Source organism: Marinobacterium sediminicola (assembly GCF_022343685.1).
GTDB lineage: Bacteria > Pseudomonadota > Gammaproteobacteria > Pseudomonadales > Balneatricaceae > Marinobacterium > Marinobacterium sediminicola.
Window position 1 is genome coordinate 852603 of sequence record NZ_CP092123.1, and the last position, 20693, is coordinate 873295.

General features: G+C 56.4%; 18 protein-coding genes. 10 read left to right on the forward strand and 8 right to left on the reverse strand.

Annotation, left to right across the window (positions count from 1 at the left end; translation table 11 throughout):
• The first annotated feature begins 9 nt into the window (after positions 1 to 9).
• Together LN244_RS03990 and LN244_RS03995 are read left to right on the forward strand one after the other, a co-directional pair.
• On the forward strand, positions 10 to 312 hold the full coding sequence (locus tag LN244_RS03990) for an antibiotic biosynthesis monooxygenase family protein (protein WP_239041559.1): 303 nt from the start codon (positions 10 to 12) through the stop codon (positions 310 to 312).
• Positions 313 to 347: 35 nt separating this feature from the next.
• A complete protein-coding gene (locus tag LN244_RS03995) occupies positions 348 to 2390 on the forward strand; it encodes a sensor histidine kinase (RefSeq protein ID WP_239041560.1) in 2043 nt (680 codons plus the stop codon).
• Here the strand turns inward: LN244_RS03995 and hrpB are convergent.
• Entirely contained in the window at positions 2381 to 4906 is a 2526-nt protein-coding gene (gene hrpB, locus LN244_RS04000) for an ATP-dependent helicase HrpB (RefSeq protein WP_239041561.1), read from the reverse strand. The genes LN244_RS03995 and hrpB overlap by 10 nt on opposite strands.
• Before the next feature lie 230 nt (positions 4907 to 5136).
• On the opposite strand from hrpB, the gene LN244_RS04005 reads away from it, so the two are divergent.
• From LN244_RS04005 to dnaB, 8 genes are all read left to right on the forward strand, one after another.
• Positions 5137 to 5718, forward strand: coding sequence for an anthranilate synthase component II (locus LN244_RS04005; protein WP_239041562.1), 582 nt, complete (start codon positions 5137 to 5139; stop codon positions 5716 to 5718).
• 26 nt (positions 5719 to 5744) lie between these two features.
• Positions 5745 to 6785: an anthranilate phosphoribosyltransferase gene (gene trpD / locus LN244_RS04010; protein ID WP_239041563.1), complete on the forward strand. Its 1041-nt coding sequence runs from the start codon at positions 5745 to 5747 to the stop codon at positions 6783 to 6785.
• The gene (gene trpC, locus LN244_RS04015; protein WP_239041564.1) at positions 6785 to 7612 is read left to right on the forward strand and encodes an indole-3-glycerol phosphate synthase TrpC; all 828 of its coding nucleotides are present in this window, start codon (positions 6785 to 6787) and stop codon (positions 7610 to 7612) included. The genes trpD and trpC overlap by 1 nt, the downstream gene beginning before the upstream one ends.
• A gap of 20 nt (positions 7613 to 7632) precedes the next feature.
• Entirely contained in the window at positions 7633 to 8046 is a 414-nt protein-coding gene (locus LN244_RS04020) for an OsmC family protein (RefSeq protein ID WP_408904451.1), read from the forward strand.
• Positions 8047 to 8178: 132 nt separating this feature from the next.
• The gene (rpsF, locus tag LN244_RS04025; RefSeq protein WP_239041565.1) at positions 8179 to 8589 is read left to right on the forward strand and encodes a 30S ribosomal protein S6; all 411 of its coding nucleotides are present in this window, start codon (positions 8179 to 8181) and stop codon (positions 8587 to 8589) included.
• Between the two features lie 29 nt (positions 8590 to 8618).
• On the forward strand, positions 8619 to 8849 hold the full coding sequence (gene rpsR, locus LN244_RS04030; RefSeq protein WP_091825431.1) for a 30S ribosomal protein S18: 231 nt from the start codon (positions 8619 to 8621) through the stop codon (positions 8847 to 8849).
• A 137-nt stretch (positions 8850 to 8986) separates the two neighbouring features.
• A complete protein-coding gene (gene rplI / locus LN244_RS04035) occupies positions 8987 to 9433 on the forward strand; it encodes a 50S ribosomal protein L9 (protein ID WP_239041566.1) in 447 nt (148 codons plus the stop codon).
• Between the two features lie 129 nt (positions 9434 to 9562).
• Positions 9563 to 10951 carry a replicative DNA helicase gene (dnaB, locus tag LN244_RS04040; protein WP_239041567.1) on the forward strand — a complete coding sequence of 463 codons (1389 nt, stop codon included), beginning with the start codon at positions 9563 to 9565 and terminating at the stop codon, positions 10949 to 10951.
• 13 nt (positions 10952 to 10964) lie between these two features.
• Here dnaB and LN244_RS04045 read toward each other — a convergent pair whose 3' ends face one another.
• From LN244_RS04045 to tsaA, 7 genes are all read right to left on the reverse strand, one after another.
• Complete coding sequence (locus LN244_RS04045; protein ID WP_239041568.1) at positions 10965 to 11396, reverse strand: acyl-CoA thioesterase; 432 nt, start codon at positions 11394 to 11396, stop codon at positions 10965 to 10967.
• Positions 11397 to 11424: 28 nt separating this feature from the next.
• Positions 11425 to 12714, reverse strand: coding sequence for an adenosylmethionine--8-amino-7-oxononanoate transaminase (gene bioA, locus LN244_RS04050; RefSeq protein ID WP_239042363.1), 1290 nt, complete (start codon positions 12712 to 12714; stop codon positions 11425 to 11427).
• A gap of 75 nt (positions 12715 to 12789) precedes the next feature.
• The gene (locus LN244_RS04055) at positions 12790 to 14721 is read right to left on the reverse strand and encodes a sensor domain-containing diguanylate cyclase (protein WP_239041569.1); all 1932 of its coding nucleotides are present in this window, start codon (positions 14719 to 14721) and stop codon (positions 12790 to 12792) included.
• Between the two features lie 39 nt (positions 14722 to 14760).
• Positions 14761 to 15744 (reverse strand): SLAC1 anion channel family protein, encoded by a 984-nt coding sequence (locus tag LN244_RS04060; protein WP_239041570.1) that lies wholly within the window; start codon positions 15742 to 15744, stop codon positions 14761 to 14763.
• Positions 15745 to 15804: 60 nt separating this feature from the next.
• The gene (locus tag LN244_RS04065; RefSeq protein WP_239041571.1) at positions 15805 to 18852 is read right to left on the reverse strand and encodes an efflux RND transporter permease subunit; all 3048 of its coding nucleotides are present in this window, start codon (positions 18850 to 18852) and stop codon (positions 15805 to 15807) included.
• 12 nt (positions 18853 to 18864) lie between these two features.
• Positions 18865 to 19953, reverse strand: coding sequence for an efflux RND transporter periplasmic adaptor subunit (locus tag LN244_RS04070; RefSeq protein ID WP_239041572.1), 1089 nt, complete (start codon positions 19951 to 19953; stop codon positions 18865 to 18867).
• 3 nt (positions 19954 to 19956) lie between these two features.
• Complete coding sequence (tsaA, locus tag LN244_RS04075; RefSeq protein WP_239041573.1) at positions 19957 to 20676, reverse strand: tRNA (N6-threonylcarbamoyladenosine(37)-N6)-methyltransferase TrmO; 720 nt, start codon at positions 20674 to 20676, stop codon at positions 19957 to 19959.
• Between the last annotated feature and the right edge of the window lie 17 nt (positions 20677 to 20693).

Below are 20693 nucleotides of genomic sequence, written 5' to 3' on the forward strand. Positions count from 1 at the left end.
GAGGTGTCTATGTTTGTCGTTGCGAACAGAATTATGGTGAATCCGGGATATGAGGAAGCGTTCGCCGAGCGTTTTCGTCAGCGTGCCGGTCAGGTTGAGCAGCAACCGGGCTTTGTGCGTCTGGAAGTGATGCGGCCGGTGAATGAAGGCTGTCCCTGGGTGGTGATGACCCACTGGCGAGACAAGGGGGCCTTTGAAGCCTGGGTGGCTTCAGACGACTTCAAGGCAGCCCATAGAGAGCAGTCTCTTCCCAGGGAGGCTTTCGGTGCTGGAGGTGGCCTGGAGATGCACGAGGTGGAGATCTCTGCCTGAACACAGTAATTCCGCCAAAACGCGAAGGAGCCGGCTTGCTCAGCACCCAGCGCTGGGTGTGGCGTGCGTTGGTGCGCTCGGCTTTGATTCCTTTGTTACTGGTGGAAACGCTGCTGGTAGGCGTCTACCTCTTTTCCAGCGGCTATATTCGTGAAGGCAACGTCAAACTGCTGCGAAATCAGGCAGATGAACAGCTGATCAATACCGCGCGGCTTGAAGTCAATGTCATCAACGAGCAGGTGCAGGCCGTCGCTGCCCTGGTTGAGATATACCGTCAGGCCGTTGGTCGTGCGCTGGTAGCTCCGCCCCCTCAGTCCGGTGCAGGAATCTATGTCCGTAATGAGGACGGAGTCCTTTACAGCCCCGTCGATGATGGTCGTGCGGCGTCCTTTTATTCGGCCAGTACACCCGCTGATCGCCAGGATATGACCAAGGTCTATCGTCTGGAACAGCTGGACCCGCTGATGCTGGATATGATGCGAACCAATCCGATGGTTAATGCGATCTATTTCAACAGCTGGGATGGCTATAACCGCATTTTTCCCTGGTTCGACACTCCTGCCCAATACGCGCCTGACACCCTGGCAAGGGATTATCCGTTTTACTACGCGGCTGATGAGCGCCACAACCCTGAGCGCAAGGTGGTCTGGACCGATGTGTATGTCGATCCGGCGGGGCTTGGCTGGATGACTTCCGCAGTTGCACCTGTGTATCGCGGTGACTTTCTGGAGGGAGTGGTTGGGATAGACATTACCGTGGCGACGATCGTAGAACAGATCCAGCAGCTGGACATTCCCTGGCAGGGGTATGCTGTTCTGATTAACCGAAAAGGCACCATTATGGCCCTTCCTTCACGAGGGGAGCGGGATTTCGGATTGGAAGAGTTAACGGCTTTCAACTACAGCAAAGGCGTGCCGAAAGAGAATTTCAAGCCGGAGCGTTTCAATCTTCGACAGCGACCGGATACAGCAAATCTGGCCGACCGGATGCAGGCAGAACCTGATGGTCAGGGGACTTTGGTACTGAATGGCCAGACGAAGCGGGTTGCCTGGCGTGAGATTGATTCGGCGGGCTGGCAGTTGTTGACCATCGTCGATGAGGAAGCCATCTATCGTTCAGCAGATGAGCTTGCCCGGCACTTTCGTGTGATCGTGTACCTGCTGATTGTAGGCCTGTTGATTTTTTATCTGTTGTTCTTTGCCTATACCTGGCGGCGTTCTGTGTGGCTCAGTCGCGCCATTTCTGCGCCGCTGGCAACATTGAATCGTGTACTGTCGGAAATTGGTCAGGAACGTTATGACCAGCCAGGGCTTCAATTCAAGCTGCAAGAGTTGCAGCAAAGTGCCGACGCGGTGGTCAAAATGGGCGCGGTGCTGGGGCGTGCCAATCGAGCCAAGAACCGATTTTTGTCCAGTATCAGTCACGAGTTGAGAACACCGCTGACATCCATTATCGGTTTTGCCGAGCTTGTTCAGAACAGTAATAGTTTGGGCGATGATGAGCGCGCTTGCGTGCATGAGATCCTGCGTGCTGCCGAGCATCTGTTGTGCCTGATTAACGACGTGCTGGATTTGGCGCAGGTTCAGGCGGGGCAGGTCCAGACGAGTCTTGAGTCGGTCCCGGTTGCTGACAGGGTTGATGCCTGTCTGCGCATGATTGAGCCTCAGGCGGCTGAGAAATCTGTCCTGCTGCAGAGATTTTTTCAGGGGCGCGAGCTGGTGGTTCGAGCGGATGCCAACAGGTTGAGCCAGGTATTGTTGAACCTGCTGTCCAATGCGATCAAGTACAACCACTCTGGTGGTCAGGTCAGTGTGGAATGTGCCCGCCTTGGAGATAAGGTGAGGATATCAGTCAGGGATACCGGCAGCGGCATTACTTCAGGCCGCTTGCAGGAATTGTTTATGCCATTCAACCGGCTTGGCTACGAGAACACCAGCATTCCGGGTACGGGTATCGGGTTGAGTATCAGTAAGCAGCTGGTTGAGTTGATGGGGGGCGATATTGGGTGCGACAGCCAGCCCGGGCAGGGTTCAACCTTCTGGGTCGAGCTGCCCTGGGCCGGGCCGGGTCAGGATTGAGAGGTGCGCTTGGTACGAGAGGTTGCCGGTGCGCTGGTTGGATCTTCTGGCCAGGGGTGTTTGGGGTAGCGCCCTTTCATTTCCTTACGAACTTCGGCGTAGCTGCCTTGCCAGAACCCTGCCAGATCCTGGGTGACCTGTAGTGGGCGCTGAGCAGGAGACAGCAGATGCAGGATGACCGGTATGTTGAAGCCCAGTCTGGGGGTGTCGGTGCAACCGAACATCTCTTGCAGCTTGACCGCCAGCACGGGAGGCGACTGACTGTAATTGACCCTGATCCGGGAGCCGGAAGGGACCTGGATACGCTCCGGGGCCAAACGGTCCAGCTCCTGCTGCTGTGACCATTCCAGCTGGCTGCGCAGGATGTCGGCCATATCCAGCCGCGCAAAATCGCTGCCCTTGTTGATGCCTTCAAGCCAGGGAGACAGCCATTTTTCCAGGGTATTAAGAAGCGCTGTATCCGAAAGGTCCGGCCAGCGCGAGGGGGCAGGATCATGCTGGCGAACGAAGGCCAGACGTTGTCGCAACTCTTCCGCAGCTTCATCCCAAGGCAGTAATCTCAGGCCCTGACGGCGTATGTGAGCGATCAGGGCGGCGGTGATGCGATCAGGGGGCAGGCCGAGCGAAGTATCACGGTGCAAGACCAACTGGCCGATCCGGGTCTGTCTCTCGGCAATCAGTCGATCTTGCTGAGCATTCCATATGACCACCTCTTCGCTCTCTTTCATATCTGCGAGCAGGTGTTCAAACAGTTCAGGGTCGAGAGGGCAGGCCAGCCGGATCAGGTCTGTGGCACTGTCCTGACGGCTGGTCAGCGCTGCCACGGCGAGCCATTCGCACCGGTTTAGCCGGTCCTGCTCGGACAGTTTGGCACCACGTCCCAGACTGAGACGGTATTGCCCTGTCTGGTTATCCCGACGACGCGCGATCCGATCCGGATAGGCGCAGGCAATGAGATAGCCTGTAGCGGAATCTTTTGTTAGCCGGTGTGGGGTCTGCTCGGCCGTTGAAAGGTTGTCGGACAGCTGAAAATACTGCTGAGCCAAACGCTGCAGGCGCTGCCCCTGGCCCTTTCCACGCGATGATTGTAGCCATTCAAGTCGCTGCGTCAGATCGGACTGGGGGGTGTTCAGCGGATCGCGTTCGGATAGCAGAGCCGCCAGATCGGCAGCCAGACGAGCCTGCCCCTGTTCAGCGCCACACAGCAGCATATGGCTGAGGCGAGGGTGTGCCGGCAGTTGTGCCATTTGCTCACCGCGCGCGGTCAACCGGAACTGGCCCGGTGACAGGGTTTCAACGGCGTCCAGTTGTCGCAGCAGCTCCAGTGACTGGTTGTAAGCAGCAGCGGGTGGTGGGGTGAGCCAGCAGAGTTCGGTTGGGTCGTTAACCCCCCACTTCAGCAGTTGCAGTGCCAGCGGGGCCAGATCGGCATGTTGAATTTCGGCGGGTGTCTGTGGCTCCAGTTGTGCCTGCTGCTGTTCCGACCAGAGTCTGTAGCAAGTACCGGGGCCGAGACGCCCGGCACGCCCGGCACGCTGGGTTGCGGCGGCGGCAGATACGCGGGTGGTGAGCAAGCGGGTCATGCCGCTGCCCGGGTCGAAACGGGCCTGTCGGCTGAGTCCTGCATCAATCACAACCTCAATGCCCTCAATCGTCAGGCTGGTTTCGGCGATGGCTGTAGCCAGCACGATCTTGCGTTTTCCGGGGGGCGCGGCGGTGATGGCCTGCTGCTGTTCGCCCAGAGACAGGTCACCATAGAGCGGTGTGATCAACAGTTCATGGTTTGGCAGGCTATCGTCGAGCAGTTGCCTCACACGGCGTATCTCTCGCTGTCCAGGCAGAAAGACCAGCAGGCTGCCATCGTGTCGGTCCAAGGCCTGGCGGATACGGTTGACGACACGCTCCTCGACCGGAGTATCGATACGGCTGGGGGGCGAGTAGACCAGTTCAACAGGGTAGGCCCGCCCTTCACTGCGCAGTACAGGGGCTCCGCCCAGCAGGTCTGACACTGCAGCGCCATCGAGGGTGGCTGACATTAGCAGCAGTTTGAGAGGAGGACCTTCGCGGAGCAGTTCTCGCCCTTGCAGGATCAGTGCAAGCCCAGTATCTGCATCAAGGCTTCGCTCGTGAAATTCATCGAAAATAACAAGCCCAACATCCTCCAGGCCAGGGTCATCCTGCAGCATTCGGGTCAGGATACCTTCGGTCACGACTTCGATGCGGGTAGCGGCACTTACCCTGGTCTCCATGCGGATGCGGTAGCCGACGGTCTGGCCGACTTTTTCTTCAAGCTGTTCAGCCAGCCTCTGTGCCGCTGCCTTGGCTGCCAACCGGCGAGGCTCCAGCAAAAGTATTTTCTTCTGGTCGAGCCAAGGCTGGCCAAGCAGTGCAAGCGGTACCCGGGTTGTCTTGCCTGCTCCTGGTGGTGCTTCCAGAACAAGCTCGTCATGCTGGTCGAGTGTCTGGCAAATGGAGGGTAGCAGCGGATCTATCGGCAAAGGTTGAGGCTTGATCATCGCTCTTTCAGGCAGTGCAGAGAAAGCTCGAACTCTAGCAGAAATCGGCTGGCGTGACCGCCTTTCCACAGGCGCTCATCGGTTGCGTGTATCAGTTCGCTATTACACGCGCATGCTGTATGATGACGGCAAACGGCTCTGAGTAGCCGCTTGTGCAGTACAGTTACAAGGGTGGATAAAAGCTTGCAAGGCGTTCATGACAAACCGACATTGGCAGCGGGAGTATCCTGATGCTGGTGATGATCGATAACTTCGATAGCTTTACCTGGAATCTGGTTCGGTACTTTGAAGAACTGGGCACTGAAGTTCAGGTGTTTCGCAATAATGCCATCACCCTTGAGCAGATTGAGGCACTGAGCCCTTCCCATCTGGTTATCTCACCGGGACCCTGCACGCCCAACGAGGCGGGCATCTCGATATCAGCGATTGAATATTTTGCCGGCAAATTGCCGATTCTGGGGGTTTGCCTTGGCCACCAAAGCATTGGTCAGGCATTGGGGGCCGAAGTCGTTCGCGCCCGCCAGGTGATGCATGGCAAAACATCCTTGATTGAACATGCCGGAGTCGGGGTGTTTCAGGGCCTCGATCATCCACTGGAAGTCACCCGTTACCATTCGTTGGTATTGCGAGCCGATACCTTGCCTGACTGCCTTGAGATAACGGCCTGGACCACTAATGATCGTGGTGAGATGGACGAGATCATGGCGATCCGGCATCGGGAGCTGGCGATCCAGGGAGTGCAGTTTCACCCCGAATCAGTATTGACCCGTCAGGGCCACCAGCTGTTGGATAACTTTTTGCAGCAGGCCTGACCCCCCTTTTTCAGAGGAGACACGGAATGAACATTCAGCAAGCGTTGGCCCGTGTGGTCGATCACATCGACCTCAGTCGTGAGGAGATGGTCGATGTCATGCGCCAGGTGATGACCGGGCAGTGCAGTGAATCCCAGGTGGCTGGCTTCCTGGTCGGACTGCGCATGAAAAGTGAGTCGATCGAGGAAATCACGGGCGCGGCTCAGGTGATGCGAGAGCTCGCAACGCCGGTCCGTCCTGAAAAAGGCCCGCTGGTGGACATCGTCGGCACCGGTGGCGACGGCGCAAACCTGTTCAATGTGTCCTCTGCCAGCGCATTCGTAGCAGCGGCCTGCGGTGTTCATATCGCCAAGCATGGCAACCGTGGTGTTTCCTCCAGCAGCGGCAGTGCTGACCTGCTGGAAAAGGCCGGCATTAATCTTGATCTTGGCGCCGAGAGCGTGGCACGTTGCATCGACGAAGTGGGAGTGGGTTTCATGTTTGCGCCGGGTTACCACAGCGCCATGAAACACGCCATCGGAGCCCGCCGCGCCCTGGGGATGCGAACGATGTTCAATATTCTGGGGCCGATGACCAATCCGGCCGGTGCCAAGCGTGAAGTCATCGGTGTTTTCACGCAAAAGCTCTGCCGTCCCATGGCCGAGGTGATGCATCAGCTCGGTGCCGAGCACATCATGGTGGTTCACGCGGATGATGGTTTGGACGAAATCAGTCTGGCGAGTCACACCCATGTAGCCGAACTTAAGGACGGCGAAATCCGCGAGTACAAGATCACTCCGGAAGATCTGGGCATCGACAGTCAGAGCCTGATCGGGCTGGTAGTCGAGAGCTCCGATGAGTCGCTGGCGCTGATCAAGGCGGCCCTGAGCAACACCGGCGAGCCAGCGGCACGCAAGGCTGCGGCGATGGTCGCGCTGAATGCCGGTGCAGCCATCTATCTGGGTGGTCAGGCGGAGAGCCACAAGGCCGGTGTGGCGCGGGCGCTTGAGGCGATACAGTCCGGTGCGGCACTTGAAAAAATGGAACAGCTGGCCGCTTTCAGTCAGCAATTGGAGCAAGGCAACTGATGAACGATACCCCGACCATTCTGAAAAAAATCATCGCGCGCAAGCATGAGGAAGTGGCCGAGCGCAGTGCGCGTGTCTCCATTGATGACCTCAAGTCACGGATTGCCCGTCAGCAGGGGAGCGATACTGACCCGCGCGGGTTTGTTGCCAGTTTGGAGCGTGCGCTGGACGCGGGACGTGCCGCCGTGATCGCCGAGATCAAGAAGGCGAGCCCCTCCAAAGGGGTGATCCGCGATCCCTTTGTTCCGGCCGAGATAGCCCCGGGTTATGAAGCGGGAGGCGCCTGCTGCCTTTCGGTGCTGACCGATGTGGACTTTTTCCAGGGGTCTGATGAGTACTTGCAGCAGGCGCGTGCCGCCTGTTCGCTGCCGGTGATCCGAAAGGACTTCATTGTCGATCCGTATCAGATTTATGAAGCGCGTGCGCTGGGGGCTGACTGTATCCTGCTGATCGTGGCGGCACTCAATGATCAGCAGCTTGCCGACTTGACGGCGCTGACCCATGAGCTGGGTATGGATGTCCTGATTGAAGTACACAATGAACAGGAGTTGCAGCGTATTCTGCCGCTCAACACCCGTTTGATCGGTATCAACAACCGTGATCTGCACACGTTCGAGGTGAGCCTGGAGAATACCTTCAAACTGCTGGACCAGATTCCTGAAGACCGCATCGTGGTGACCGAAAGTGGTATCCTTACGCCCGAAGATGTTGCTGCCATGCAGGCGCGCCAGGTCAACGCTTTTCTGATTGGTGAGGCGTTCATGCGGGCTGAAAACCCCGGTCAGACCCTGGCCGAGTTCTTTGCGGCGGCTCAAAAGGCCAACTAACCTGATTTAGAGAAACAACCATGAGCATGAGTGTCAGCGTTAACTGGGAAGGCGACGATCGCTTCAAGGCGACCACCGGTTCCGGTTTCGATATCGTAATCGACAAGGATCTGCAGCAGGGGCCGCGCCCGATGGAACTGATGCTGGCCGGCCTCGGCGGCTGCACCAGCGTTGATGTGGTCGGTATCCTGCGCAAGGCGCGTCAGGATGTGGTCAACTGTGTGGCCGAGATCAATGCTGAGCGTTCTGACGAAGTGCCCTCTGTGTTTACAGAGATTCACGTCAAGTTCATCGTCAGTGGTCGCAAGCTGCGCGAGGCAGCAGTCGAGCGGGCTGTTCGCCTGTCAGCGGAGCAGTACTGCTCTGCGTCCCTGATGCTGGAGCGTGGCGGCGTCAAGATCACCCACAGCTTCGAGATCGTTGAAGTCGAATAATTGGTTATTTCGACTTGTGTTTGGAAGGGCGCGGCATTAGAATGTTGCGTCCTTTTATTTGTTCAACTCCTTGCTTTCAACCATTCACATACGGTGAGTGACTTGGAGGCTGTGAAACCGTAAGGAGCAAAAATGCGTCATTACGAAATCGTATTCCTGGTTCACCCGAACCAGAGCGAGCAGGTTCCGGCGATGATCGAGCGTTACAAGGCGCTGATCGAAGGTGCTGAAGGTACTATCCATCGTCTGGAAGACTGGGGCCGTCGTCAGCTGGCTTACCCGATCAACAACGCGCACAAGGCACACTACGTGCTGATGAACGTTGAAGCGACTCAGGAAGTGATGGACGAACTGTCCAACATGTTCCGCTACAACGACGCCGTTCTGCGTAACATGGTGATTCGTTGCAACGAAGCGATCACTGAAGAATCTCCGATCAAGGCTGCAGAATCTCGCGAAGAGCGCAAGCCGCGTCGCGAAGAGCGTTCAGAGCAGAAGCAGGAAAAAGCTGCTGAAGAATCTGAAGAAGCTGCTGAAGAGTAATCGTTAACCTTATTTTTGGAGAAATTCAGATGGCACGTTTTTTCCGTCGTCGCAAGTTCTGCCGTTTCACCGCTGAAGGCGTCAAGCAGATCGATTACAAAGATCTGGACACCCTGAAAGGCTACATCACTGAAACCGGCAAAATCGTTCCGAGCCGTATCACTGGTACCAAGGCACGCTACCAGCGTCAGCTGGCGACCGCTATCAAGCGCGCACGCTACCTGGCCCTGCTGCCGTACACCGACAGTCACGACGTTTAATTGAACGTCGGCTGATACAGCCGGAGGTCGTACGCTAAACGCGATACGATCCACCAAGATTAATGCTGTGGATATTCAGTGGATATCTGCAGCCAGGATTCAAGACTGCAGCCTTTGCAGAACAAGAGGTTTACGAGATGGAAGTTATTCTGCTCGAAAATATCGGCAAGCTGGGTAAGCTGGGCGACAAAGTATCTGTCAAGTCCGGTTTTGGCCGTAACTACCTGGTTCCCCAGGGTAAAGCCGTACCGGCTACCGCTGCTAACGTAGCACAGTTCGAAGAGCGTCGCGCTGAACTGGAAAAAGCCGCTGCTGAAAAGCTGGCTAACGCTCAGGCACGTGCTGAGCAGCTGAACGAACTGGAACTGTCCCTGGTCACCAAAGCCGGTGACGAAGGCAAACTGTTCGGTTCTATCGGTACTCGCGACATCGCTGAAGCGCTGACTTCTGCTGGCGTTGAAGCTGACAAGAGCGAAGTTCGTCTGCCGGAAGGCGCTATCCGCCACATCGGTGAGTACGACGTTGACATCCAGGTTCACCCGGAAGTTACCGCTACTATCAAACTGGTTATCGCTGGCGAATAATTCCCGCCCGACAATCGGTTAAGAAAAAGCACCGCGTGGTATACTGCGCGGTGCTTTTTTATGTACTGAAGGAAGCCGGACAATGGCATCCGCATCCTCCTCCCAACAGCCAGCTAGAGGTAGTCAGCGATGGATATGGCCGACCTGAACGACGAAGCCCTGGAGACGATCAAGCAGCCGCCGCACTCGATCGAAGCCGAGCAATCGGTGCTGGGTGGCCTGATGCTGGATAACAATACCTGGGATGCCGTATCCGAGGTGTTGCTGGAGGACCAGTTTTACCGCCCGACCCATCGCATGATCTTCCGCACCATGCAAAAGCTGATCGATGACGGGCGACCGATCGACGTGGTAACGCTTTCGGAAGAGCTGGATCGCACCGCCGAGCTTGAGCAGGCCGGCGGGCTGGAGTATCTGGTTTCGCTCGCACGCAATACGCCGAGCACCTCCAATATCCGTGCCTATGCCGAGATCGTGCGTGACCGTTCACTGTTAAGGCAGATGATCAGCGTGGCCAATGAAATTGCTGACAGCGCCTTTCATCCCGGTGGACGTGCATCTGACGAAATTCTGAATGAAGCCGAACAGAAAATCTTCCAGATTGCCGAGAATCGACCCAATCAGGGTGGGCCTGAACCGGTTAATCCGCTGCTGAAACGTGCCGTGGACCGAATTGATGAGCTGTTCAACAATTCAGATGCGTTGACCGGTGTGACCACTGGGTTTGATGATTTGGATGATCGTACCGGCGGCTTGCAGAAATCGGATCTGGTGATTGTGGCCGCACGACCGTCCATGGGTAAGACGACCTTTGCCATGAATCTGGTGGAAAACGCCCTGATGGCCACCGAACGGCCGGTGCTGGTGTTCTCGCTGGAGATGCCTGCAGACCAGCTGGTCACCCGTATGCTGTCGTCACTGGGCCGTATCAACCAGACCAAGGTCCGTAACGGTCAGCTGGAGGAGGACGACTGGCCCAAGCTGACCACCGCGGTGAACATGCTCAAGAATAAACCGCTGTTCATCGATGACCAGCCTGGCATCAGTCCCAATGAGATGCGTACCCGTGCCCGCCGTATCGTCCGCGAGCACGGCGATCTGGCCATGATCATGGTGGACTATCTGCAGTTGATGACACTGAAGACCGGCAAGAGCGAAGGTCGAACCCAGGAGATTTCCGAAATCTCACGCTCTTTGAAAGCTCTGGCCAAGGAGATGAACTGTCCGGTGATCGCGCTCTCGCAGCTGAACCGAAGCCTTGAGCAGCGTCCGAACAAGCGCCCGGTGAACTCGGACCTGCGTGAATCGGGAGCGATCGAGCAGGATGCGGACGTAATCATGTTTATTTACCGCGACGAAGTTTACAACGAAGACAGCCCGGACAAGGGCGTAGCCGAAATCATCATCGGTAAGCAGCGTAACGGTCCTATCGGCTCGGTGCGGCTGGCGTTTATCGGCAAATACACCCGCTTCGAGAACCTGGCCCACGGTTCCTACGATTACAGCTCTGACGAGTAGAGATGTATGATGCTCAGGGCTCCCTGAGCATCTTGTTACGAAAGCCTTCAGGCACCGTCACGACCTTGCGGTTGTCATAATCGAAGAAGACGATACCGGTTTTGGCATGTGCGACCTCGACAGCAGTGTCCTTGTTGCTGAGCAGGTAGTAAAGGTCGCAGCCGTACTTGTTGAAGTCGGCTACGGTCACATCGACCTGGATGCGGTCACCATGAAATCCTTCATTTTTGTAGACGATGGCGGAGTCGGTCATGATGATGCCGGCACCTTCCACATCAAATTCGGTGTAATGGTAGTGCTTGAGAAAGCGTAGCCGAGCCTCATGTACCATCGAGAGTACGGCATCATTACCCATATGGCCGCCATAATTGATATCGCTGATGCGGACTGCCAGTTCAGTGCTGAACAGGTAGTTGTCCGGCATGTTCAGTTTGATTCTTGCCATTGTTCAGGCTCCTTCCGGTTACTCGCACTCAATCCAGCGCTTTGATCACGTCGACCATGGCGCCGGTCAGTGTCGCCAGATCCTCATCGCTCATGATATACGGCGGCATGACATAGACAAGCTTGCCGAAGGGGCGTACCCAGACGCCGCGCTCGACAAACATTGGCTGAACCTCGGGGAGTTTGACCGGCTCATGACGCTCGATGACACCAATGGCGCCCAGGACACGTACATCAGCAACCGAGTCCAGTTCTTGCGCCGGCTCCAGTCCCTGCTTGAGACCGGATTCCAGGCGCTTGACCTGGCTGCGCCAATCCATTTCCTGCAGCAAATTCAGACTTTCCAGGGCGACGGCACAGGCCAGCGGATTGGCCATGAAGGTTGGTCCGTGCATGAAGCAGCCGGCACCGCCGGAGGAGATGGTTTCGGCAATATCGGCGGTCGCAAGCGTTGCGGCCAGGGTCATGTATCCCCCGGTCAGTGCCTTGCCGACACAGAGAATATCCGGGTTGATACCTGCATGATTACAGGCAAAGAGCTCTCCGCTGCGACCGAAACCGGTTGCGATCTCATCGGCAATCAACAACACCTCATACCGGTCACAGAGTTCACGCGCGCATCGCAGCCATTCCGGTGAGTAGAAGCGCATGCCGCCGGCACCCTGAACCACGGGTTCAAGAATCAGAGCAGCGAGTTCATTCTGATGCTCCGCCAGCAGGCGTTCCAACTCGGCGATATCGGCAGTATCAAACTCACCGCCAAAAGGCGTTTCCGGGCGGGGAGCAAAAAGCTGTTTGCTGAGCACGCCACTGAACAGTTCGTGCATGCCGTTGACGGGATCACACACGGACATGGCACCGAAAGTATCACCGTGGTAACCGTTCAGAATGCTGAGCATTCGATGTTTGCCCGGTTTGCCCCGTGCATGCCAGTACTGAATCGCCATTTTCAATGCGACTTCGACGGAGACTGAGCCCGAGTCAGCGATAAACACGCGCTGTAGCGGCTCAGGGGTCATCTCGACCAGTTTGCGTGACAACTCGATGGCAGGGCTATGGGTCAGGCCTCCAAACATCACATGTGCCATACGATCAATCTGTGACTTGGCTGCCGCGTTCAGTCGCGGGTGGTTGTAGCCGTGTACCACAGACCACCAGGAGGCCATGCCATCGATGAGTTCTCGTCCGTCGGACAGCTTGATACGTACCCCTGATGCCGACTCAACCGGGAACATGGCCGGTGGATTGATCATCGATGAATAGGGGTGCCAGATATGCTGGGAATCAAAGGCCAGTTGCTCTTCATTCGGACCGCTCATCATGGGTGCGACTCCTCGTGGAAAGGTATGAGGGGCCTCATTAGAGCGATCTTTGTCAGCAGACGCAAGTTTTGCTCAGGCGGTCTCGACCCGGTTGCGTCCCCGGTTCTTGGCCTGATACAGCGCCTTGTCGGCACGGCTGAGAGCCGCTGACGTATCCGAATCATTCTCGTCGAGCAGGGTAAGACCGATGGAAAGAGTCATGGGAATCTGCTGATTGTCCATCTGGGTCGGGTTCTGTTCCAGACACTGACGAATGCGTTCGGCCAGGTGAAGAGCCCCCTGCAGGTCCGTACCCGGCAACAGCAGCGCGAATTCCTCTCCACCCAGGCGTCCCAGAAGGTCCGTTTCACGCAGGCAGTCTGATGCCATGCGGGCAAAATGCTTGAGAACCTCGTCTCCGGCCTTGTGCCCGTAATCGTCATTGATCCTCTTGAAATGATCAAAGTCGATCATGATCAAAGCGCTGTCGTGTTGCAGGCGTTGTCTGAGACGCTGTTCCTTGTGGAGGCGCTCGATGAAGGCTCGACGATTACACAGTCCGGTCAATGGATCGGTGGTCGCCAGCAGGGCCAGCTTGCGCTCATGCTCCTTGCGCTCGGAAATATCGCGGAACACGGTAACAACACCTGTGATCTTGCCATTCTCGATCATCGGACGACTGGTCACGACGACCGGAAAAAGCTCGCCGGTGCGCCTGCGAAACATCTCGTCACTTTCATAACTCTGTCCCTTCAGTGCGGCAGTAAAAATCGGGCACTTGGAGAGTGAAAGGTGTTCGTTTCCGGCATGACAGTGGATCAGGTGATGAATGTTGTCACTGTAGAACTTTTCGGCGTTGAACCCGGTCAGGCGACAGGTGGCTTCGTTCACATACAGGGTTCGTCCCTCAAGGTCGAGTACGTAAATCCCTTCCCCAACTGCCTGGCCGATCGCATCGAGTCGGAGCTTCTGTTGCAATGCGCGTTGGCGCTGATGGTGCAGGCTCAGCAGTAGCCATCCCAGCAGCAGAATAGCCAGCAAACTGATACCAAGGGAACTGTAGAATTCCCACTGGATACTGGTCAGCAGGGGCTGAGGGTGCAGCGCCAGAATATAGCCGCCCAGACTGCTGTCAAAGCTGTAGACTGGAATGAATGAAGCACTGTAGCCCAGGCTCTGGTGATAGATAGCGACGGCAAAGTGCTCCCCTTGCTCAAGTCTGGATGACAGGTTGTCCCTGGCCAGCTGAGCCAGCAACGCGTCCAGAGGGAGGTTTTCGGTATCCGACTGGGCGAATACATTTCGAGTATCCAGCAGAAAGTCTTTACTGATGACGGCCGGGCGTAACTGGCGGCGAACATCGATCAAGCTGACAGCGTCAACGGTTTCCCGATGTAACAGAAACAGAAAGGCCTGTCCCGGGGCCAGGTTGGAGAGGGTCTGGCTGATCTGCTGGAAGGAAACAGCGGTCTCCATGCTGCCGATCAGTTTGCCTTGATCGATCAGCGGGTGAACAAAGCGGAAGCCGATGAACAGTCTTCCCACCTCAAATCCGTAACGGGGTACCGGATCGCCTTGTACCTGCTGCAGTGAAGGGCGGACACTCAGCAGATTGTCGCCGTGGATATGAGGTGCATGAAAACGTAAATAACTGCGGCCATCGGGCAGATGAAACTGCCACTGATCAATACCACGTGCCTGGAGGTCATGATAGTCGGGCAGCAGCTGTGTATAGAGCGCCTCACGCAAAATCTGCTGCTCCATGCCTTCGGCCTGACTGCCGGCTTGCAGCAGGGGAAGGATATCCGAGCGCCGCAGCAGGCCATCATGAAAGCTGTCCATAGCCAGTGCGTAACGGTCCAGGCTGGCTTGATAGATGGTATTGAGCAGGGTGACCGTTTGGCCGAGATATTGCTGTTCCTTGTCTCTGCGCGTATCGGCCAGATATAGCGCCACGCTAAGGTAAAGCCCTAGCAGAACCAGAATGTAACTGATTTTTCTGATTTTAGGGCTCTCATTCGACATGGGATCAGGTTCCTGATGAGGGTGTCGCTCGTCGGTCTGTTAGTCCGGCATAAACAGCTTGCCACTGACGACTGCGCGTGTCGTCTTGATCAGCAGCAGAATCACAACAAATGTGACAACGATCAGTGAAATCCAGCTCATCAACAGAAAGAACTCGTTTCTAGTATTGAGCCACATGCTCTGGGTGGCAATTGAAAAAGCCGCCAGAGGGAAGCTGTAGGCCCACCAGGACAGGTAGAACTGGATACGCGAAAAACGGGGTAATTGGGTAAAAAGCAGCAGTGTGATGAACAGGGCCGCGTAATAAAGAATGCGCGCGAAATTATCCACAGCTCCGTTGTTCAGCTGCAGGTAGGAAGTGAAGCCGATAGCGGGCGGGGCAATCATAATGAACAGAGTCGGCAGCAGTTTCTCAGGTAAGGGTTCATGGAAGAGTATGCGATTGAAGATAAGCGTTTTCAGGACCAGCCAGTAAAGCAGACCAATGGCGAAGAAGAACCAGCTGGCTTCAATATAGCCATGTTGAACGCCTGCGATAGGGGCAATGATATTGCCGACAACCGGAATGAACCAGGCGGGTGTGCTGTGCTGAACCTTAAAACGCGAGTGGTGTATCCATTGCGTCATAACGTTCAACGTAAGCATCAAGTGGAGACCGGCTCCACAGATCCAGAGGTAATGTGACAGTGCCAGTGAAACTTCCAGTGTCGCAATTGCCAGCAGCAGCAGGCTGATGGAAAAGGCGGGGAAAAAACTGATCTGGATCGGGTGGTTGAATTCGGCCAGCACCTGTTCGCGGTAACGCAGGGACTTGAACAGGTAGGTGCAGGTGATGCTCAACAGTACGCACGCGGTGAACACCAGTAACAGACGCCCCACGATCGGCTCCAGACCAAGACTGTGAGCGGCCTTCTGCCAGCTCAGGGTCAGGCCGCTCAGCCCCATGACACTGGCAAAAAAGGTCACCGGGAAGAAGGGGAGCCAGTGGCTCACCCCGGATTCTGAAGATGATCGCTCCGGCATCTCGAGCTCCTTGTGTTATTCAGTTTTGATGACAGGGGGCTGTGGTCTTTTCAGGCCACGTCAGTATTTGATTCTGTAGATCAGTGCATAGAGAACGGGCACCACAACCAGCGTCAGCAAGGTGGCAAAGCCCAGTCCAAACATGATCGTCACGGCAAGAGGACGGAAAAATGCGTCCATCAGCAGAGGCAACATGCCCAGAATGGTTGTCAGGGCCGCCATCGAGACCGGACGTAGTCGGCTTACGGTGGCGTCAACAATAGCATCATGCCAGCTGTACTTTTCCTCGTCATACAGGCGCTTGATCTCCTCCACCAGCACGATGCTGTTTTTGATCAGCATACCGCTCAGACTCAGAACCCCCAGCAACGCGGTAAAGGCAAATGCGGTCTGCATGCTGAGCAGGCCGATCGTAACCCCGATGATCGCCATGGGAACCGTCAGCCAGATGACCAGTGTCTGGCGGACCGAACCGAACAGCAATACGGTAATCACAACCATCGTCAGCAACCCGATGGGAACAAACGCGAACAGCGCCTTGTTTGCATCCTGCTGTGCCTCATATTCGCCACCCCAGCTGAGGCTGTAACCCGGTGGCAAATCTACAGCCTCGGCTCTCGGGCGTACCTGGCTGAAGAGTGCGGCGGCTGTCAGGCCGCTGTCCGGGTCAGGATCGGCCATGACGGTCAGGGTGCGCTTGCGGTCACGTCGCATGATCAAGGGATCTTCCCAACCGACCTCTATACCCTGTAATACCTGACCAGCATCGACCCATTGTTGCAGGGTTTGGCTGTAAATGGGCAGGGATTCCAGCTGTTCCGGGCTTTGGCGCTGTGCGGCAGGCGGGCGCAGAATAACCGGCAGCAGTTGACTGCCATCTCGAATCAGGCCACTGGGCTGGCCTTCGACATTGCGTGCGATGGCCGAGGCAAGATCGGCTTGGGTGATCCCCAGGCGGCGTCCCTCGGCTTCATCGAAACGCGGGATGATAACCGGTGTTCGCTCGCGCCAGTCATGCCGGATGTTGATCGCCCCCGGGGTCTGATCAAACACGTCAGTCATCATGGTGTGGCCCAGCTGTCGCAGTACTTCGGCATCAGGGCCGCTGATACGAGCCTCAATTTTTGACTTGGTTGTAGGGCCGATTGAGATCCGACTCAGTTTGCTCTGTGCCTGTGGATAATGCGTTTGCAGATAGGTTCGCAGTTCAGGTAACAGGCGCTCCAGACTGTCACGGCTATCGGCTTCCACCAGCAGCTGGGCATAGCTGGCATACTGACGTTCAGGAGCATAGGTGAGCATGAAACGTTCAGCGCCTCGTCCAATGGTGCTGGTGACTTGATGAACCCCTTTCATCGCCAGCAGATCCTGTTCAATCTGGCTGATATCGCGTTCGGTGGTACGGATATCGCTGCTCTGAGGCAGCCAGTAATCCACCTGTACCAGTGGCAGTGTCGCATCTGGAAAAAATCCCTGACGTACATGCTTGAAGCTGATCAGCGAGGTGCCCAGCAGGGCAACAGCCAACAACAGGGTCAGCCAGCGCCACTGCAGCGCCTGCTTCAGTAAACTGCGGAATAGCTGATAGAACAGGCTTTGGTATGGCTCCCGAGTGGGCGCATCGGCCAGTTGTTCGCGAAACAGGACCGAAGCCAGAAAGGGGGTAATGGTAATCGCCAGCAGCCAGCTGAGCATGAGCGAAATGCATAGCACCCAGAACAGGCTGCCGGTGAATTCACCGGTCGCATCGGGGGACAGGCCAATAGGAGCAAAGGCGGTAATGGAAATCAGCGTGGCGCCCAGCAAGGGCCAGCGAGTATGGCTCACGATACGTATTGCGGCTTCCAGTCTTGAGTAGCCCCGCTGAAGGTTGATCAGTATGCCCTCGGTGATGACGATCGCATTATCGACGAGCATGCCCAAAGCGATGATCAACGCACCCAGAGATACCCGGTGCAGGCTGATCGAGGCCATGTTCATGATGATGAACGTTCCCAGAATGGTGAGCAGCAGTACCAGACTCATCAGTAAACCCGAACGGGCACCCATGGTGATTAACAGCACCAGCACCACAATCGCGATGGCCTGCGCCAGGCTGATCAGGAAGTCATTGACCGATACGTCCACGTGGTGGGGCTGGTCATAGATGGTATCCAGCATCATGCCGACCGGCAGACGATAGTCCAGCTCTGCCAGTCGGGCCTTAACGGCCTTGCCCACATCAACCACATTGACACCTGACATAAAGGAAACACCGAGCGTAAGTGCCGGCTGACCATTAAAACGGTAGAGATGGGTTGGGGGCTCGGCGTAATCCAGATAGACCCGGGCGACATCACTGAGATAGACCAGCCGGCCACCGGTTTGGCCCAACAGCAGATCGTTGAGCTGCTCGGCTGAAGTAGCAGTGCCTTCCGGGGCGATGCGCAACCGATCCCCGTTCAGGCGGATGCTGCCCGCATTGCTGATCAGACTCTGGGAGTTGATCGCAAGTTGAATCATCTGCGGCGAAACCTGCATCGCGGCCATTCGGTTGCGGTCAACTTCGACGATGATCTGTTGCTGATGCTTGCCTCCGATAATCACCTTGCTGACGCCATCGACCAGCACCAGCTCGCGACGTAAAAAGTCAGCGTGGTCGGCCAGGGCTCGATAGCCAAAGCCTTCGCCCGTCAAGGCCAGGAAAATGCCGTAGACATCACCGAAGTCATCATTAATCTGAATCGGACCAACCCCTGGGGGCAGTTTCGGCTTCAGATCATTGAGCTTACGTCGCATTTCGTCCCAGATCTGACGAAGTTCCTGCTCACGGTAGGTACTTTTCATCGTCACCATGATCTGGGCGAGTCCGGCGGACGAGATCGAATCCAGAGTGTCTACCTGGGCCAGCTGCTGGATAGCCATTTCGACAGGAAGGGTAACCTCCTCCTCGACCTCCTGCGCAGAAGCACCCGGATAGGGAACGGCGATGATCGCCTCCTTGACGGTAAACTCGGGGTCTTCAAGCTGTCCCAGGCCGAAAAAGGAGATAATGCCGCCGGCCAGCAACAGCAGAATACACATCCAGCTGACCACCCGCTGGCGGATGGCATATTCGGTCAGATTCATCCCTGTCTCCGTTTAGAGGCCGCGTTCCTGAGGGATAGGATGTAGTTTCATCCCCTCCCGCACCTGACTGACTCCTGCCATGACCAGTTGATCGCCGGTTTGCAGATCGCCGTTAACCAGAATGTGGTTTCCACGAATCTGCACCGGGGTTACTTCCAGTCGACGGGCCCGATTCTCGGCATCCAGCCGCCATACCCAATGCTGTTGCTCATGCATGAAAACAGCACTGACAGGAACCGGTACCCCCTTGATTTCAATAGGCTGCAGCAGTGGCGCCAGATCCACGGTCAGTTCAACACTCATGCCGGAATGAGCAGGGAAAACCTCCGGTTGTGGCATACGGAACACCACTTCGTAGGTGCGGGTACTCACATCAGAGACCGACTCATGTTCGGCATAACAGGCCGTGAACTCATGTTTCGGATGTGCAGTAAAGCGAACTTGACCACAGATATTGCCATCGGGCTGTAGTTCAGGACGCAGGCGACTGATGATCGATTCGGGGACACCGAAGCGGATATCCAGTTGACGCTCGTCCTGCAGCAGCAGGACCGGTTGCTGGGCCTGAACCTGCTGGAAGTTCTCGGTCTGCAGTCTCGAAACGGTACCGCTGAACGGTGCATGTAACCGTGTATAACTGAGGTTGTCGCGGGCAATTTCGAGCGCCGCTCGTGCCGCCTTGAGTTCGGCGCGGGCTTCATCGAGGCTGACTTCTGAAGTGTAATTGCGTGATAGCAGGGATTGTTGCTGGTCGAAGCGTATTTGAGCCAGCTCGAATCGAGCCTCACGCTCAGTCAGAATTCGACGAAAATCGGTGCTGTCCAGTTGTGCAAGCAGATCGCCCTGTTTGACCTCCAGCCCTGCCTGAGCCGGAAGCAATTCGAGGGTGCCGGGTACCCTGAAGGCCAGAGTGGCGCTGCGCCATGCCTCAACAGTGGCGGGAAATTGGCGCTGCAGCCCCGTGTCGATATCGGGCACCACAAACAGGCTGGCCGGGCGAGATTGCTCCTTGACCGGTGCGTTTTCGGGAGCAGGGCCGCAGCCGCTTAACAGCAGCACCAACAGGATTGCAGAAGGGAAGAGGCACTTCCGTATGCGCATGGTTCAGAGCTCCATGTTGGGTTCAATGCTAATGACGTCGATCTGTTCTTGAGTGATGCGGAAACGGATATTCTGGCCATAGAGGCTGATGCCGTAGACCCGTTCACTGTCCTCTTTCTTATAGGCTGGACGGGGGTCACAACTCAGAATTTCACTGATCTGGCGTGCCAAGGGCTGATTCAGATCCCGGCTAAGCTGTTCACAGCTTTTGGCGGCGGAAGGGCTGAATACCACTGGTTGCTGAAGACGTTCGATTTTGGACGCCAGACTGAATTCCGCATCCGGCAGACTGTCCGAATAGGGCAGATAGGGCTTGATATCCAGAATAGGGGTGCCATTGAGCAGGTCAGCACCCTCAATGTCCAGTTTTATGCTGTCATGTTCGCAGCGGATGTCGATCAGGCGAACACAGGATAATCCTATGGGGTTGGGCCTGAAAGGGGACCGTGTCGCAAAGACCCCCAGACGCTGGTTGCCACCGAGGCGAGGTGGTCGCACGGTTGGACTCCACCCCTTGTCGGCGGTCGCGCTGAACAGAAACACCAGCCAGATATGGGAGCAATGCTCGAGGCCACGTACAGCATCCGCATTCGCATAGGGCGGTACAAGCTCCACTTCGGCACGAATGGACGCCAGGCCTGGCTGGCGCGGGATGCCGAATTTCTCATCGAAAGGGCTGTGGATATAACCAATTGCTTGCATCGGGAACTGGGGCTGACTCATTTGCTGCTCCGCTGGGT